Source organism: Streptomyces sp. SAT1 (assembly GCF_001654495.1).
Lineage (GTDB): Bacteria > Actinomycetota > Actinomycetes > Streptomycetales > Streptomycetaceae > Streptomyces > Streptomyces andamanensis.
Genome location: NZ_CP015849.1, coordinates 3,263,479 through 3,278,516, shown reverse-complemented (window position 1 = coordinate 3,278,516; position 15,038 = coordinate 3,263,479). Strand labels below are relative to the sequence as shown.

Here is a 15,038-nt window from a genome sequence, read left to right as displayed (position 1 = left end):
GGCGAACCGCCTCCCCGGGACCGGCCCCCTGTCCGCCTGCCGGGCGCACGGGCGGCGCGCCGAATGCGTGGATTAGGCTCGGAGACATGGCCGACGCACCGTACAAGCTGATCCTCCTCCGCCACGGCGAGAGCGAGTGGAACGCGAAGAACCTGTTCACCGGCTGGGTGGACGTCAACCTCAACGAGAAGGGCGAGAAGGAGGCGGTCCGCGGCGGTGAGCTGCTGAAGGACGCCGGCCTGCTGCCCGACGTGGTCCACACGTCCCTCCAGAAGCGCGCGATCCGCACGGCCCAGCTCGCCCTGGAGGCCGCCGACCGCCACTGGATCCCCGTCCACCGCTCCTGGCGCCTGAACGAGCGCCACTACGGCGCCCTCCAGGGCAAGGACAAGGCCCAGACGCTGGCGGAGTTCGGCGAGGAGCAGTTCATGCTCTGGCGCCGCTCCTACGACACCCCGCCGCCGCCGCTGCCCCGCGACGCGGAGTTCTCGCAGTTCGACGACGCGCGCTACGCGACCCTCCCGCCGGAGCTGCGCCCCCAGACGGAGTGCCTCAAGGACGTCGTCGCCCGCATGCTGCCGTACTGGTTCGACAGCATCGTCCCCGACCTCCTCACCGGCCGCACGGTCCTCGTCGCCGCCCACGGCAACAGCCTGCGCGCCCTGGTCAAGCACCTCGACCAGATCTCCGACGCCGACATCGCCGGCCTCAACATCCCCACCGGCATCCCCCTCACCTACGACCTCGACGCCGACTTCCGCCCCCTCAACCCGGGCGGCACCTACCTCGACCCGGCCGCGGCCGCGGCGGCGATCGAGGCCGTGAAGAACCAGGGCAAGAAGAAGTAACGCCCCTGCTCTTGAGCCGCCTGCTCGCGGAACCGCCGTCCGCGGGCAGGCGGCTTTCGTCTGCGTGCCGGGCGCGTCAGGTGGCGGGGAGCTGGTACGCGAGGACGTAGGCGTCGGCGGCCATGACGGTGTCGCACACCTCGACCGCCCGGCCGTCGGTGTCGAAGGCGGTGCGGACGAGGTGGATGACGGGCACACCGGGCGCGAGACGCAGGGTGCGCACCTCGTCGGGCGAGGGCATGCGGGCGCGGATCTCCTCGTCGAAGTGGTCGAGGCGGTGGCCGAGTTCTTCGAGGCGGGCGTAGATGCCGCCGGGGCCGGGGTTGGCCTCGGCGATGGGCGTACCGCGCGCGATGTCGAGGGGCAGGTAGGAAGCGGCGAACTCGACGGGCCGCCCGTCGAGCAGGTACCGGCGCCGCCGCACGAGCACACGGCGTACGGCACCGAGCCGCGCGGAGACCTCCGGACCGGCCTTCTCCTCCTTCACCACCAGGCTGTCGACGGCCGGACGGCCGCCGGCCGCGTCCGCCTCCACGAGGAACGCGGACCTGCCCTGCTCCCGGTGGTGACGGGCGAACCGGTCGGACGCGAGCCGCCGCACCGGCGGCCGGGGCCGGACGAACACACCCTTGCCGTGCTCGGCGTGCACGAGCCCTTCACCCTGAAGGATGGAGAAGGAGTTGCGTACGGTCATGCGGGAGACGCCGTAGTGCTCCACGAGTTCCGCCTCGGAGGGCAGCTTCTCCCCTTCCCGGAAACGCCCGCGGGCGATGGCCTCGCGCAGTTGGTCGGCGATCTGCCGGAAGACCGCACGATCGCTCGTGGGATCGAGATCGCCCAGAGCCCCGGAGGGAAGAACACTCACGACGCGTGTACTCCTTTAGATATCTAGACAAGTTGCCGAGTGGTGTTGCTACGGTGACGAGCCTAGCCAGCCGAGAGGGCCGAGGAACGTGAACAGCGCAGACCGCCCGCACTCCGTGAGCGTCGCCGGAGTTGTCGTCGACGACCAGGGCCGTGCCCTTCTGATCCAGCGCCGCGACAACGGCAAGTGGGAGCCGCCGGGCGGCGTCCTCGAACGCGAGGAGACCATCCCGGAAGCCCTCCAGCGCGAGGTCCTGGAGGAGACCGGCATCAAGATCGCCCTCCCCGCCAGCCTGACCGGCGTCTACAAGAACATGACGGGCCTGATCGTCTCCCTCGTATTCCGCTGCGAGGCCGCCGACGGCACGCCCACCACCGGCGACGAGACCCGCGCCCTGCGCTGGGCCACCCGCGAAGAGGTCACCGACCTCGCCGACGAGGCGTACGCGATCCGCGTCCTGGACGCCCTCGACGCGACGTCCCCGCCGGCCGTCCGCGCCCACGACGGCGTGAAACTCGTCTAGCCCGAACCCGCTGCACATGGCTGCCCACCAGCACGAAGGAACTTGTATGGACGAGTATACGAGTACGGTCCGGGTCTGGGGACTGAGTTGCCCAGGATTCCCCGAAGAAGTGAGCCGAGCCCGCCGCTGGACCCGTGACATCCTGCGCGGATCACCCTTGGCGGACGACGCCGCCCTCATCGTGAGCGAGCTGAGCACCAACGCGATCCGCCACACAGCCAGCGGCTGGGAGCCCGGCAGCTTCCACCTGGCCGTCGCGGTCTCGGCCCAGGTGGTCGCGGTCTCGGTCACGGACGACGGCGGCGCGGCCACGGCCCCCAAGGTCAAGCACCAGGACCACGACGCCGAACACGGTCGGGGGCTGGACATGGTCAGCGCCATTGCCCACAGGGTCGTCGTCCACGACACCGACCAGGGCCACACGGTCACCGCGGAGCTGTACTCGGCCCCTCGGCTGGGAGGACGCTCGTGCTGAAGCGAGGCTTCTGGTGCGAGGGGTGGAGCGAGGATCTGGCCGAGCAGCAGCGGTCGGCACTGCTGGCGTCGTTAGACGCCTACTCGGCTCCGCAGGCTGGCCGGCGGGTATCGGACGATCTCCCCGGCGCCGGACGCGGACGCTTCGGACAAAGCGTGGGAGTGGCTGTACGAGGGCCGCATCGAGTCCCGACTGTCTTCGCCTCGATCCGGACGACGGCTTCGAGCACCGACGAAATCGACGTGGACCGACTGAACGAGGCGCGACAGGCTGGCCTCAGACACCACTCGCCGGATCGTCCACGCCCAACTCCTCAGCCAGCCGTAGCAACGCTTCGGAGGGCGGTCGACCCATGAGCAGCAGATCCGCGACGAGTTGTTTCACTGATGGCATGGCCCTCACCAACTGAGGCGTCGACTCCTGCGCGCGCAACAGAGCTGATACTGCATCGTCCACCTGTCGGCGCTGTGCATGGGCTTTGGCGAGGTCGATGTGGAATCGTGCCTGCCGTTCCTCGGAGAGCACCGACACGTCGACCCTCTTCGCGGCTCGAAGAGCCACCCCGGCATCTCCGAGGCCGACCGCCACGGACACCTCGTGCACCGACACGTTGGCCGGACCGAACTCGGTGTTGTAGTCGTTGCGCCCCGCGCCGACCTGTTCGGCCAGATCACGGGCGGTACGCAGGAACGCGTACGCATCATCGGCCAGGTTCAGCCGAGCCGCGACGAGGGCCCGTTGGAGTGTCAGCGCACCGCGCAGCGCCAGTCTCTCGGTCTGCTCGGCTCCCTCCCCATGAGCCAGCGCCTCGGCAGCGCTCCCGGAGACATCGGCTGCCTGCGCGAAGCGACGAACACCGAGGAAGACGACCGACAAGCGGAACGCACCGGCGGCCATCAGCAAGGGATCACCGGCCCGCTCGGCGGCGGCCACGGCACGGTCGATCGCGACCCAGGCGGCCTCGGGCTCCGCCATGTTCGCGAGCGCGGCACCGAACGCCTGGTACGCGCCGGCGAGCAAGCGGAAGGTGTCGGCCTGCTCCGCCCCGGTGGCGACGCGGGCGGCAGATTCCAGCCGGGGCACCAGAGCCTCCAGCAGCTCGGTCAGTTCGGCGTGGGCTCCTCGGTGGACGAGTCCCCAGGCCCGCTCGACCTTGCCACCAAGTGCCGTCACATCCGCGGGCGCACCATCCCGTGCCTGGCGGACGAGCGCCCTGAGAGCATGCGGGGTGCTGAGCAGCAGCCGCAGCCTGTCCGCTCCGCTCGACAGGTCCTCGGCCGGTGACGCCATGAGAGGCGCCTCGGCTGCCAGCTCCGCCACCGGTACGCCCAAGACGTCGGCGACCTTCCCGAGCACGGTCATCCGGTCGATGCGGCGTACGCCGCGCTCCACCTGCGACAGCCAGGCTTCCGAACGCCCCAGCAGCGCGGCGAACTCCTTCTGCGAGAGCCCGCGACGCTTGCGTCCGGAAGCGATCTTGCGACCGAGTGCCCGCTCGTAGTCACTGCTCAACGCGCACGCCCTTGCCGGAGACGAAGCCAAGGCGGTCGACCTCGGTGGCGGAGAGGTACTGCTCCCGCTCAGCCAGGAAGTGACGGACATAGTCCTTCGACTCGTGCTCCTGGAAGGCGTCCTCGTCCCGGTACAGCTCGTAGAACATGCGCTCCAAGGGTCGGCCGTCAACACGGTGCACGGCATAGACCACCGTTCCGGGCTCGTGCGCACGGATGTGCTCACCCGTCCGTGCCACCAGGTCGTCGAACGCAGCCGCCGCCGCATCGTCCTTGCAGGTGAAGCGCACCATCAGTCCGAACATACGAGGTCCTTCCTCCGTCGGTGTCCACGTCGGCAACAAGCTCCAGGGCGACGCTATGCGCCCCGGCACCCGTACGAAAAGTACGGATCTGCATTCCAGTGACCCGTATTTTTAGTACGGTGCTGGTACTGATTCTACGACCCACCTGCTCCACGCTTGCCGGTGGGCCGTTTCACCCTGGAGAACAGCAGGTCACCGCCCATGGAGGACGCCATGCCCACCCACCGACGCAGCTTCCTCGGCGACCCCCGAGAGCTCCGTGCCGCCCGTCAGTGGACGCACGCGATGCTGGACGGCCACCCTCGCTCCGACGACGCCGCGCTGATCGTGACCGAACTCGGAACCAACGCCGTGGTGCACACCACCAGTGGCGGTCCCGGCAGCACGTTCCACGTGACGCTCGCAGTCTCTCCGCTGGCCGTTGTCATCGAAGTGACCGACTGCGGAACGTCCGACACCAGCCCCCGGGTCCAGCACCCAACTCCCGATTCCACCCACGGTCGAGGGCTGGGCATGGTCGCCGCACTCGCCGACCGGCTTCAGACCCGAGGCGGCGATTCCGGCCGCACGGTCACCGCCGAACTCCACGCACCCGCCCACGCCCAGGAGCCGACGCGCCAGCCTGTTTGTGCCGAGGGCCATCTGCCATGATCAGCATGACGAGCTTCGGCTACTGGTACGAGTGCTCGTGCGAAACCGCCCATTAACCGCGAGAATGACCAGCACTCCGGACGACCTATCCGGCCCTGATCGGTCGTCTCCGACGAGGCAGGGACGTGGTTGCACCACGGCTGCCTCGGAACTTTCCGGGCACTCATGCGCCGCGAGCCCTGCACGATGACCATCGCGCACGCCAGTACCTAGATCAATGGATGATCCGCCAGGTGCTTTGCGTGTCTATCGTGCACCGCCAACATGCCGAATCCCCGTCATGCACGCACGCCTTAAGGCTCCGCAGCACGGACTGAGTTACAACTTCCTTTACTGGTTCAAGGCGGCTCGTTCCGCTCCCCGCGCGGCCCGCCCCCCGGCCGAGCCTGCGCTCCAGTTTCCGCCCCGCTCCAGCCCAGCCGGCGCCCGTGCTGCGAGCACAGCAACCAGCCGCCTGATGCCAGAGTTAGGGGTACGTCATGGGCGGGGCGGCCGGCCCACACACACAGCTTTACGGAGCCTTGACGCGAGCCTCGAAGGGCATGCCCCCCAACGTCGCTTTTCACCGGGCAGGCTCACAGAATGCCTGACGCGCTGGGGCTTACGGAGTCATGATTACTCGCACCGATGCCGATTAATGACACTTCGGTTCCTGAAACCGAACCCCACAGCGATTTGCGTTAGAAGTTTCGAGAGATGTGAGAGAGGAAATCGTCAGTTTCCATTTCGCGCGTCGATGCGCCGACTCTCACAAAAAATCTGTTCTTGTACGAGATAGGCTTACCGGGCGATCGAGGCTTTATGATCCAAAGGACTTTTCCGTCACAGACAAGCGGGCTAAAGCTGTGTACGAGGTCGGCCGAGAAGCCAGAGTCCACCGGGGCAGACTTAATCTTTTCCTGCCACTTGAGCCACCAGGAGTCGATGTCATGACCCAAGTGGGAGATCTGCTCCTCGGTGCCCAGTACGTGCTGCCCGTGAATTTCGACCGGAGTTACGCCGAAGAGTTCTTTCGATCGGTGTGCCGCAGATGGCTTATCTGCGATCCCGATTAGAATGAGACCGGTTGCATCACGGCTCCAGTTTGCCATGCCGACTGCTGTCTGCATTATCTCGTCGAACAGATCCGTATTCTCAGTGGGAGGGTCCGAAAGTACGCAGAATCCTTGCTTAAGTTCAACAAGCGGATCCTCGTTGACTGGGCCCTGCAGATAGCTTTCAATCAGAAGGCGCGCATTGAGTTGCTTGGCGATACTTTTGGGCTCAGGCTTAAAGAAAGCCTTCTTGATGCGCCGCTTCACTTGCGGGTAGAGCTTGGCCTTCTCGTCCTTACCCCATGCGCTCCCTCCAGTTGGAATGGCAAGGTCGCGTCCCCAGAAATTGTCCAATACGTTGCGAATGGCCTCCAAAGAGAGGGGCTGCATCTCATCAATGAATGTGAGTTCATAGATGATGGAAAAGATTGCCTGGAACTGCCGTCGCGTGCCCTTCTCATAGGTCTCCAGGTGGACCATATGACGACCCAGGGGGCCGTGGTCGCGCATGGCTTCATCCAGAAGCTCGATTACTGCCACGAGGCGTTGTTGCAAATTCTCGACGCCAACGGCCACGATGGCTGCGTTGACTTCACCCGGAGAAGCTGACTTGATTTTCCGCGGCAAGCCGTAAGCTACATCTCGATTTTGCCACCCGCTTGTAGGCCAGGGAGTAAGAACGGCGTCGAGGACCAGGTCCAGGACCATTTCCTCGTCGCCGGAGGAGCGAATGTCATCTGCGCCAATAATGTTGTGTCGCGTCCAGAAGATGCGATCTAGGTCCAGGCCATATTCGAGATCCTTCCGCGAGATGGAGAGCTTTTCCATCTCGCTGAGGGTCAAAGCCTCAGCGAAAGTCCCGTCGCCCCTAATGGTGGCGCTAGTGCGGCGTACTACGTCTGACAGCGGCCCAGTTACACCTGCCTGCCGAATCTCATGCAAGCTCAGGCGCCTTCCGCCGCTATTAATTCGGCGGAACACCTCGTCGATCGATGAGGTTGCCGCATCGCGATAAGTCGAGACGGGGATTTGATAGTTGGCAATCTCCAAGGATTTCTCGCGTGACATTACGGGTTCCTTTTGGCTGAGCTCTCCCGAGTGGAGCTTAGCCAAGGTATCTCCTGTTGTAGCCAAGTCGAAATATTCACCGTTATAAGGGTATTTGTTCTCCATGAAAGAGAAGAATGCCTCAAGGCGCTGAAGTCCGTCGATTAGCTCAAGGATTTCCATCCCTCCCTTCCTTCTCTGAGCGAGGAGGATTAGAGGGATCGGTAGCTTGTTGACTGCAGAGTCGATAAGCTTTTCCTTTTCGTCGCGCGTCCAGACCAGCTTCCGCTGGTAGCGACGGTCAACAAGGAGTTTGTTTTTATAGTACTGGTTGTAGAGCTGGTGGAGGTTCTGTCCTTGGACGGATAGCTCTGAACTCTGCATGCGTGTCACCGTAGTCGACGCGGTCAGGGTTGGTAGCGTGCATCACAGAACTGGCTGGTGGTGCGTGCCTGCGTACTGTCTGCCGACCCCGATCAAAAATCGTGCGGCGAATCACGGGGAACACCGAGGGGCGAGGCACCACTCGACGGCTCACCGCGGGCTAACGCCGCTCCACCACAGCTCAGTAGTGCTTCCGCGTCTGGAGAACCCGAGCTTCCCGAGCGGAGAGTTCAGGCAGCGTCATCGCGGGCTCGCCGTCTGGGCTTGCTGCGGTCGACGGTATCGGCAGCGTGGCTGAGGCTGGTGGGGGTACAGCGAGGCATCGCGTGCGTGCTCGGTCGGCGCCCCCCACCCGTTGTGGCTGACTGTCGTCGGTTGAGGTCCAGACGAGGTGTACTGAGGGTGTCGGCCGTCACTTGTGCACGCTGAAGCGTCCTCGTCGTCGAAGCGCGGCATGGCGACGAGCCGACTGCCAAAGCGTCAGAAGTCCTGGGTCAGGAGCTGGAGTTGTGCCGCTTCCTCCCGCCATATGTCCTCGCCCGTGGCCGCGTTGAACCGGGCGTAGCTGAGCAGGAACAACTGTCCTTCCGTGGGCGGGCTGTCGACGACGCGTACGTCTGCCTGCGGATGCTGACGCACCACTCACTGTCCAGATCGCACGGGGCTGTGCCGGTCGTGAGGAACTCCGCGTACCCGGGATCCTCCCGGGTAGACGCGTAGCAGCGCCGGGTGCCCAAGCGCCAGGTCGAGTGCTCGAACGTCTTGAAGAGATGCCAGAATTCCTTCATTCCGATCAGCCGGGACACGCGGGTGACCTCTCTGGTCGTGGTGGCACTTGAGTTGTTCACATGGTGTGGCCCCACAACACTTCCGGCAGTCGCTGTTTCACGGTTCCCTCCCGCGCTGAGGGGCCGCAGCGCAACTTGGCATTAGGTACATGACCACGTGTCAGCCTCCCGCAGTCACGGCCATTCAGCATTCGTGAACGCATGCCGGTGTGCGCCGTCGTGTCCGACCGGATCGGTGCAGCGCAGTCTCGTGGACGGGTGCTCGTGGAAGCAGGTGCTGGATCCGTAGCGGGGGCGAGGTTCCCGGCTTGGCGACGGGCTGTTCGCGGGCTTCTGGGTCACCGTCGGCTCTCCCTGACGAGCTGCTGGAGCGCGCTTCCGGTCTCGCAGCGGGCGGCCTCGTCGACGCACTGTTCGCACATCGAGGCATGCGCGGAGAGAGCCCGGTGCGCGCGGGCGGTGACGCAGTGGGGGCAGGCGCGCGGGAACCAGGAGCCGCCGAGCGGGTTCTTGCGGGTGCCGAGGTCGACGACCGCGTCCGTGCTGAGCGGGCCGTGGCCGCACCACACGCAGGAGGCGCCACGCGACTGCCCGTCGGTGACGTCCTCGGGGGAGGGGAGCGGCAGGGCATCCGAGGGGAGGCGAAGCGTGTCGAGCGGGGGCTCGGAGGTCACTGTGCCCGGTGGTGGGGGGACGGCACGGTACGGCATGTCGCGGCTCCTCGACGGTCGGTCGGCCCGGGGCACGCTGCGCGTGAACCCGGGCCTGTGCGGTAGGGCCACCTTCGGGCAGATGACAGTCCGTGCGCGACGACGTACGAGGTGTCATATCGGCGCCCTCCAGGGCGTCATTTGGGTGTCACTTTCGCGTGGGTCCGGCTACCGTCGATCTCATGGCCACTCCGAACGGAACTTTGCGAGCGGTCCGTATGGGCCTGCTCATGTCGCAGGACGAGTTCGCGCGTGCGCTCCGCAGGGCCGGAGAGCGGGAGGGGAGTCCGAACGACGCCTCGAAGCGCCTTGTCCAGAGGTGGGAGTCCGGCACCACGGCCGGGCCGCGTCCCGTCTACGCCCGAGCACTGGAGGCGGTGACAGGGCTGCCCATCGAATCCCTCGGCTTCCCGGCGCCCGCCCTCGTCCGGATCTCCGAGGACGGACACGGCGGCCACGACCTCCAGGACTCACCGGTCGGCACTCCGGCCGGAAGCGGATCCCCTACTCCTCAGACCTCACCGCGGATCAACTACACGGGCGTCTGGCTGAGCATGTATGAGTACGTGTCCAGCGGCCGCGGCAACCAGGTCTTCCCCGGCAAGCACCACGTGGTGCTGCTCCAGCACGGCAACCGGCTCACCGGGCGCAGCCTGCCCCATGGGTCCCTCAACCCGGACAGTCCCCTCACCCTCGATCTCCAGGCCGACGGCAGCACCGTGACCGGTACCTGGACCGAGCAGACCGCGAGCGAGGGCTACTACCGAGGAGCCCGGTACTTCGGGGCTGTTCAGATGCTGGTCGAGCCCACCGGGCGGCGCATGGCTGGCAAGTGGGTCGGTTTCGGCAAGGAGTTCGACGTGAACACGGGGCCGTGGGAACTGCGGCTCATGGACACGGCGACGACGAGAGCGGTCCTGGACTCGTACAACCGCCCGCCCGAGTAGACGCGTCGGGCAGGCGGACCGCTCAGGCCCCCACATACTCCGCCAGATGCTCCCCCGTCACCGTCGACCGCGCGGCCACCAGCTCCGCCGGTGTCCCCTCGAAGACCACTCGGCCGCCGTCGTGGCCGGCGCCGGGGCCGAGGTCGATGAGCCAGTCGGCGTGGGCCATGACGGCCTGGTGGTGTTCGACGACGATGACGGACTTGCCGGAGTCGACGAGGCGGTCGAGGAGGGCGAGGAGTTGGGTGACGTCGGCGAGGTGGAGGCCGGTGGTCGGTTCGTCGAGGACGTAGACGCCGCCCTTGTCGGCCATGTGGGTGGCGAGCTTGAGGCGCTGGCGTTCGCCGCCGGAGAGGGTGGTGAGGGGCTGGCCGAGGGTGAGGTAGCCGAGGCCGACGTCGGACATGCGCCGGAGGATGCGGTGCGCGGCCGGGGTGCGGGCCTCGCCCGTGGCGAAGAACCGCTCGGCCTCCTCGACCGGCATGGCCAGCACCTCGCTGATGTCGCGGCCGCCGAGGTGGTGGTCGAGGACGGACGCCTCGAACCGCTTGCCCTCGCACTCCTCGCAGACGGTGGCGACCTGGGCCATCACGGCGAGGTCGGTGTAGATGACGCCGGCGCCCTTGCAGGTGGGGCAGGCGCCCTCCGAGTTCGCGCTGAACAGGGCGGCCTTGACGCCGTTGGCCTTGGCGAACGCCTTGCGGATCGGGTCGAGGAGTCCGGTGTACGTCGCCGGGTTGCTGCGTCGCGAGCCGCGGATCGGGCTCTGGTCGACGGAGACCACGCCCGCCCCGGCCGGGATCGAACCGTGTACGAGTGAGCTCTTGCCGGATCCCGCGACCCCGGTGACCACGCAGAGCACGCCGAGCGGCACGTCCACGTCGACATCGCGCAGGTTGTGCGCGCTCGCGCCGCGGATCGGGAGGGTGCCGGTGGGCTCGCGCACACTCTTCTTCAGGGCGGCCCGGTCGTCCAGGTGGCGGCCGGTGACGGTGCCGGCGGAGCGCAGCCCCTCCACCGTGCCCTCGAAGCAGACCGCGCCGCCCGCCGTGCCCGCGCCGGGACCGAGGTCCACCACATGGTCGGCGATCGCGATGACCTCCGGCTTGTGCTCGACGACCAGCACCGTGTTGCCCTTGTCGCGCAGCCGCAGCAGCAGGTTGTTCATGCGCTGGATGTCGTGCGGGTGCAGACCGGTGGTGGGCTCGTCGAAGACGTACGTGACGTCGGTGAGCGAGGAGCCCAGGTGGCGGATCATCTTGACGCGCTGCGCCTCGCCGCCGGAGAGCGTGCCCGCCGGGCGGTCCAGGGAGAGGTAGCCGAGGCCGATCTCCACGAACGAGTCCAGGGTGCCCTGGAGCGCGGTCAGCAGCGGCGCCACCGTCGGCTCGTCCAGGCCCCGCACCCAGTCCGCGAGGTCGCTGATCTGCATCGCGCACGCGTCCGCGATGCTCACCTCGCCGATCCGCGAGGAGCGGGCCGCCTCGCTGAGCCGGGTGCCCGCGCACTCGGGGCAGGCGGTGAAGGCGACCGCGCGGTCCACGAACTCCCGGATGTGCGGCTGCATCCCCTCCCGGTCCTTGGCCAGCATCGACTTGCGGATCCGCGGGATCAGGCCCTCGTACGTCATGTTGATGCCCGCGATCTTCATCCTGGTCGGCTCGCGGTGCAGGAAGTCGTGCAGTTCGGCCGCGGTGAAGTCGCGGATCGGCTTGGCCGGGTCGTACAGACCGCACTCGCTGTAGAGCCGGTGGTTCCAGCCGCCCGCCTTGTAGCCGGGGACGGTGAGCGCACCCTCGGAGAGCGACTTCGTCTCGTCGTAGAGCTGGGCGGGGTCCAGGTCGGAGACCGTGCCCCGGCCCTCGCAGCGCGGGCACATCCCGCCGGTGACGCTGAAGCTGCGGCGCTCCTTCACGGTCTGTCCGCCGCGCTGGACGGTGACCGCGCCCGCGCCGCTGATCGAGGCGACGTTGAAGGAGTACGCCTTCGGGGAGCCGAGGTGCGGGCGCGCGAGCCTGCTGAAGAGGATGCGCAGCATCGCGTTGGCGTCGGTGGCGGTGCCGACCGTGGAGCGCGGGTCGGCGCCCATCCGCTGCTGGTCGACGACGATCGCGGTGGTCAGCCCGTCGAGTACGTCGACCTCGGGCCGGGCCAGGGACGGCATGAAGCCCTGGACGAAGGTGCTGTACGTCTCGTTGATCAGCCGCTGCGACTCGGCGGCGATCGTGCCGAACACCAGGCTGCTCTTGCCCGAGCCGGACACCCCGGTGAACACCGTCAGCCGGCGCTTGGGGATCTCGACGCTCACGTCCTTGAGGTTGTTCTCGCGCGCGCCGTGCACCCGGATCAGATCGTGCCGGTCCGCGGTGTGCGGTACGGGCATCGCGGAGATCGCGGGCCCACGGTCACCGGTGGCGCCGTCGTCCGTCCTCGTGACCGTGCTGCTCATCGCGTCTCCCTCTGTTCCTTCTGTGCGCCGTGCCTGCCGCGCCCGCGTCCGTCGCCGGTTCCGTCGTCACCGTAGCCGCGGCCCCGGCGGGCGCGCTTCTCGATTCCGGATCGGTTCGGGAGGCCGCCCCGCCGCGGGCCCCGGACCCCGGACACCGGACACCGGACATGCGAGAGCCCCCTGCCCGCGGTACGCCGCGAGCAGGGGGCCGGGGCCGCCGGTCAGCGGTGGTGGTGGCCGGGGCGGGGGCCGCGGTGGGTGTCGTCCCAGCTGAGGGAGTCGACGGAGCGGCGGTGGTCGTTGCGGAGGGTCGCGGTGTCGCGGCGGTCCCAGACCGAGGTGCGGCGGTCCTGGTAGAGGTCGCGGCGGGTGTCGTGGCCGTAACCGGTGTGGACGCGGACCGTGGCGCGGCCGTCGAGGCGGTAGTGGCGGAACGTGTAGGTGTGCCCGTGCTGGTCGGACAGGGTCCATCCGTCGAGGTTGACGTCGCGGCGGGTGTTGTTGGTGATCTCCACCCACTCGGTGTTCAGCACCCGCTCGGAGCGGTGGCCCCGGGTCGGGTGCGGGTCGGCGAGGTGGACGTCGCTGATCACCACGCCCTGGCGGTGCGCGTGCGCGGGGTGGTCGGCCGCGGCGGCGGGTAGCGCGGCCACCGCGAGCAGGGCCCCGGCCGCCGCGGCGGTCGCGGTCAGCCGACGGGCGGTCGAGGAGAGGGGAGCGGAAACGGACACGGACACAGGTTCTCCCTGCTGGTGCGAGGTGGGGCGGTACGGCGGCCGGGTGGCCGCGCGGCCCACACCCTTGTCCGGTTTGCGGGGAGATCGACGCGATACGCGCGCCCTGTTACCGATTGGCCACGTTTCTGTGACTCTCGGCTGTAGCGCCCAAGCAGGTGGCGGAGGTCCCGGGCCGGTGGGCTGCCTGCGGCGCGGGGTCCCTCCGGCCGGTCCGCGCCGGAGGGCGTCACTCCAAAGTGAGTAACAGAGAGTGGGCAACAGAACGTGAGGAACGGAAAGTGAGGAACGGAAAGCGAGGAACGGAAAGCGAGGAGCAGCGTGAGCGGCGGGCGCGCGTCACACAGGCGGGCGGGCGACATGGCGCGGGGCCCCGGCGTCGTCCGCCGGGGCCCCGCGCCGGTGTCCTGTCAGCCGCACTGGCAGGGGCCGCCCGACTGGCAGCCGCAGCCGCAGCCCGAGCCGCACCCGCAGGCGGCGAGGAGCGGAAGGCTCCGTGGCTCGGCGACGGGCTGCTCGGTCTCACGGCTCCGGGTCGGGTCGGGCGCGGTGCTGGGGGATTCGGACATGGGTCCCTCCTTCAGGCTGGTGCCTTCGCCCATTCCATGCCCGCCGCGCTGGGCGCATCAACGGCGCACGGTGGCTCGTTCCCGCCGCGGCACCCCGTCCGGCCGTTTCCCCGTGCCACCGCCGTCCCGGCCGTACGCGCTGTACCGGCCGCCCCCGCTGTCCCGGCCGTACCCGCTGCCCCCGCCGCGCCCGCTGTCCCCGCCGTACCCGCTGTCCCGGCCGTACCCGCCGCCCCTCAGGCCCGCCCCGCCGCCCCTCAGGCCCCGTCGACCTTCGGCACCGACGTGACGTCCTGCTGGAGCTCGTCGGCGTGCTCGCCCGTGACCAGGTAGACCACCCGCTTGGCCACCGCCACCGCGTGGTCGGCGTAGCGCTCGTAGTAGCGGCCGAGCAGGGTGACGTCCACGGCCGTCTCGATGCCGTGCTTCCAGCGGTCGTCGATCAGGTGCTGGAAGAGCGTGCGGTGCAGCAGGTCCATCTCGTCGTCGTCCTGCTCCAGCTGGAGGGCCAGGTCGACGTCCTTGGTGACGATCACCTCGGCGGCCTTCGCCATCAGGCGCTGGGCGAGCTGGCCCATCTCCAGGATGGTGGCGTGCAGGTCCTGGGGGACCCCGCGCTCCGGGAAGCGCAGCCGGGCCAGCTTGGCCACGTGCTGGGCCAGGTCGCCCGAGCGCTCCAGGTCCGCCGACATCCGCAGCGAGGTGACGACGATCCGCAGATCCGTCGCCACCGGCTGCTGCCGGGCCAGCAGGGCGATGGCCCGTGCCTCCAGGTCGTGCTGGAGCTCGTCGACCTTCTGGTCGGCCTCGATCACGCTCTCGGCCAGCTTCAGATCGGCGTCGAGGATGGCGGTCGTGGCGCGTCCGATGGCCGACCCGACCAGCCGGGCCATCTCCACCAGTCCGTCGCCGATCGAGTCCAGTTCCTCGTGGTACGCGTCCCGCATCTTCGTTCCCTCTCGTGCGTGTTCGTCGGGGTTGGCAAGGGGGTGCAGGGGCGGCGGTCCGCCGTCGGCGTCTGGCCGACGGCGCCCGGCCCGTCCCGTGTGACGACCGGCGGTGCGAACCCCACGCTCCCACGGTCCGGCCCGTACGCGTCCGTTTCCGTCACCTCAAGTGAACCGTCGCTGGCTCCAAGGTGAACTCTGGGCGACGAGTGTTCGAGGTCGCACCCGGACGGGTGGGGGCACGTCGTCCG

Annotated in this window: 14 protein-coding genes and 1 pseudogene; 5 read left to right on the top strand and 10 right to left on the bottom strand. The window is 68.1% G+C overall.

What is annotated here, in order from left to right; translation table 11 throughout:
- Nucleotides 1-86 precede the first annotated feature (86 nt).
- Nucleotides 87-848 carry a phosphoglyceromutase gene (locus tag A8713_RS14205; RefSeq protein WP_064533840.1) on the top strand — a complete coding sequence of 254 codons (762 nt, stop codon included), beginning with the start codon at nucleotides 87-89 and terminating at the stop codon, nucleotides 846-848.
- A 76-nt stretch (nucleotides 849-924) separates the two neighbouring features.
- Here the strand turns inward: A8713_RS14205 and A8713_RS14200 are convergent, their stop codons facing one another.
- Nucleotides 925-1,713 carry a GntR family transcriptional regulator gene (locus A8713_RS14200; protein WP_064533839.1) on the bottom strand — a complete coding sequence of 263 codons (789 nt, stop codon included), beginning with the start codon at nucleotides 1,711-1,713 and terminating at the stop codon, nucleotides 925-927.
- Between the two features lie 115 nt (nucleotides 1,714-1,828).
- Between A8713_RS14200 and A8713_RS14195 the strand changes: the two genes are divergently transcribed.
- Nucleotides 1,829-2,236, top strand: a complete 408-nt coding sequence (locus A8713_RS14195; protein ID WP_064533838.1) for an NUDIX hydrolase — start codon at nucleotides 1,829-1,831, stop codon at nucleotides 2,234-2,236.
- A 46-nt stretch (nucleotides 2,237-2,282) separates the two neighbouring features.
- On the top strand, nucleotides 2,283-2,711 hold the full coding sequence (locus tag A8713_RS14190; protein WP_064533837.1) for an ATP-binding protein: 429 nt from the start codon (nucleotides 2,283-2,285) through the stop codon (nucleotides 2,709-2,711).
- 276 nt (nucleotides 2,712-2,987) lie between these two features.
- On the opposite strand, the gene A8713_RS14185 is transcribed toward A8713_RS14190, so the two are convergent.
- Together A8713_RS14185 and A8713_RS14180 are read right to left on the bottom strand one after the other, a co-directional pair.
- Nucleotides 2,988-4,223 (bottom strand): helix-turn-helix domain-containing protein, encoded by a 1,236-nt coding sequence (locus A8713_RS14185; protein WP_064533836.1) that lies wholly within the window; start codon nucleotides 4,221-4,223, stop codon nucleotides 2,988-2,990.
- Entirely contained in the window at nucleotides 4,213-4,527 is a 315-nt protein-coding gene (locus A8713_RS14180) for a putative quinol monooxygenase (RefSeq protein WP_064533835.1), read from the bottom strand. Before A8713_RS14180 ends, A8713_RS14185 begins: the two co-directional genes overlap by 11 nt.
- A gap of 201 nt (nucleotides 4,528-4,728) precedes the next feature.
- Here A8713_RS14180 and A8713_RS14175 point away from each other — a divergent pair, with 201 nt between their 5' ends.
- Nucleotides 4,729-5,178 (top strand): ATP-binding protein, encoded by a 450-nt coding sequence (locus A8713_RS14175; RefSeq protein ID WP_064533834.1) that lies wholly within the window; start codon nucleotides 4,729-4,731, stop codon nucleotides 5,176-5,178.
- Nucleotides 5,179-5,858: 680 nt separating this feature from the next.
- On the opposite strand, the gene A8713_RS32230 is transcribed toward A8713_RS14175, so the two are convergent.
- The 3 genes and pseudogenes from A8713_RS32230 to A8713_RS14165 all read right to left on the bottom strand — a co-directional run bounded on the left by A8713_RS32230 (nucleotide 5,859) and on the right by A8713_RS14165 (nucleotide 9,141).
- Complete coding sequence (locus A8713_RS32230; RefSeq protein ID WP_079158963.1) at nucleotides 5,859-7,643, bottom strand: GmrSD restriction endonuclease domain-containing protein; 1,785 nt, start codon at nucleotides 7,641-7,643, stop codon at nucleotides 5,859-5,861.
- Nucleotides 7,644-8,123: 480 nt separating this feature from the next.
- A pseudogene (locus tag A8713_RS34220) lies at nucleotides 8,124-8,431 on the bottom strand (DUF6879 family protein).
- 338 nt (nucleotides 8,432-8,769) lie between these two features.
- Nucleotides 8,770-9,141 (bottom strand): hypothetical protein, encoded by a 372-nt coding sequence (locus A8713_RS14165; RefSeq protein WP_237305367.1) that lies wholly within the window; start codon nucleotides 9,139-9,141, stop codon nucleotides 8,770-8,772.
- 182 nt (nucleotides 9,142-9,323) lie between these two features.
- Here A8713_RS14165 and A8713_RS14160 point away from each other — a divergent pair, with 182 nt between their 5' ends.
- Complete coding sequence (locus A8713_RS14160) at nucleotides 9,324-10,088, top strand: helix-turn-helix domain-containing protein (protein WP_064537504.1); 765 nt, start codon at nucleotides 9,324-9,326, stop codon at nucleotides 10,086-10,088.
- Between the two features lie 22 nt (nucleotides 10,089-10,110).
- Here the strand turns inward: A8713_RS14160 and A8713_RS14155 are convergent, their stop codons facing one another.
- From A8713_RS14155 to phoU, 4 genes are all read right to left on the bottom strand, one after another.
- The gene (locus tag A8713_RS14155; RefSeq protein WP_064537503.1) at nucleotides 10,111-12,471 is read right to left on the bottom strand and encodes an ATP-binding cassette domain-containing protein; all 2,361 of its coding nucleotides are present in this window, start codon (nucleotides 12,469-12,471) and stop codon (nucleotides 10,111-10,113) included.
- A 287-nt stretch (nucleotides 12,472-12,758) separates the two neighbouring features.
- Nucleotides 12,759-13,274: a lamin tail domain-containing protein gene (locus tag A8713_RS14150; RefSeq protein WP_064533832.1), complete on the bottom strand. Its 516-nt coding sequence runs from the start codon at nucleotides 13,272-13,274 to the stop codon at nucleotides 12,759-12,761.
- Between the two features lie 407 nt (nucleotides 13,275-13,681).
- Nucleotides 13,682-13,840 carry a hypothetical protein gene (locus A8713_RS33810; RefSeq protein ID WP_173860845.1) on the bottom strand — a complete coding sequence of 53 codons (159 nt, stop codon included), beginning with the start codon at nucleotides 13,838-13,840 and terminating at the stop codon, nucleotides 13,682-13,684.
- 257 nt (nucleotides 13,841-14,097) lie between these two features.
- Nucleotides 14,098-14,787: a phosphate signaling complex protein PhoU gene (phoU, locus tag A8713_RS14145; RefSeq protein ID WP_018568746.1), complete on the bottom strand. Its 690-nt coding sequence runs from the start codon at nucleotides 14,785-14,787 to the stop codon at nucleotides 14,098-14,100.
- Nucleotides 14,788-15,038 lie beyond the last annotated feature (251 nt).

What these genes read in the sequence shown, in the direction of transcription:
- A8713_RS32230 (WP_079158963.1), bottom strand. Translation starts at nt 7,643, where the DNA reads ATGCAGAGTTCAGAGCTATCCGTCCAAGGACAGAACCTCCACCAGCTC.
- A8713_RS33810 (WP_173860845.1), bottom strand. Translation starts at nt 13,840, where the DNA reads ATGTCCGAATCCCCCAGCACCGCGCCCGACCCGACCCGGAGCCGTGAG.
- phoU (WP_018568746.1), bottom strand. Translation starts at nt 14,787, where the DNA reads ATGCGGGACGCGTACCACGAGGAACTGGACTCGATCGGCGACGGACTG.
- A8713_RS14190 (WP_064533837.1), top strand. Translation starts at nt 2,283, where the DNA reads ATGGACGAGTATACGAGTACGGTCCGGGTCTGGGGACTGAGTTGCCCA.
- A8713_RS14160 (WP_064537504.1), top strand. Translation starts at nt 9,324, where the DNA reads ATGGCCACTCCGAACGGAACTTTGCGAGCGGTCCGTATGGGCCTGCTC.
- A8713_RS14155 (WP_064537503.1), bottom strand. Translation starts at nt 12,471, where the DNA reads ATGCCCGTACCGCACACCGCGGACCGGCACGATCTGATCCGGGTGCAC.
- A8713_RS14205 (WP_064533840.1), top strand. Translation starts at nt 87, where the DNA reads ATGGCCGACGCACCGTACAAGCTGATCCTCCTCCGCCACGGCGAGAGC.
- A8713_RS14180 (WP_064533835.1), bottom strand. Translation starts at nt 4,527, where the DNA reads ATGTTCGGACTGATGGTGCGCTTCACCTGCAAGGACGATGCGGCGGCG.
- A8713_RS14165 (WP_237305367.1), bottom strand. Translation starts at nt 9,141, where the DNA reads ATGCCGTACCGTGCCGTCCCCCCACCACCGGGCACAGTGACCTCCGAG.
- A8713_RS14175 (WP_064533834.1), top strand. Translation starts at nt 4,729, where the DNA reads ATGGAGGACGCCATGCCCACCCACCGACGCAGCTTCCTCGGCGACCCC.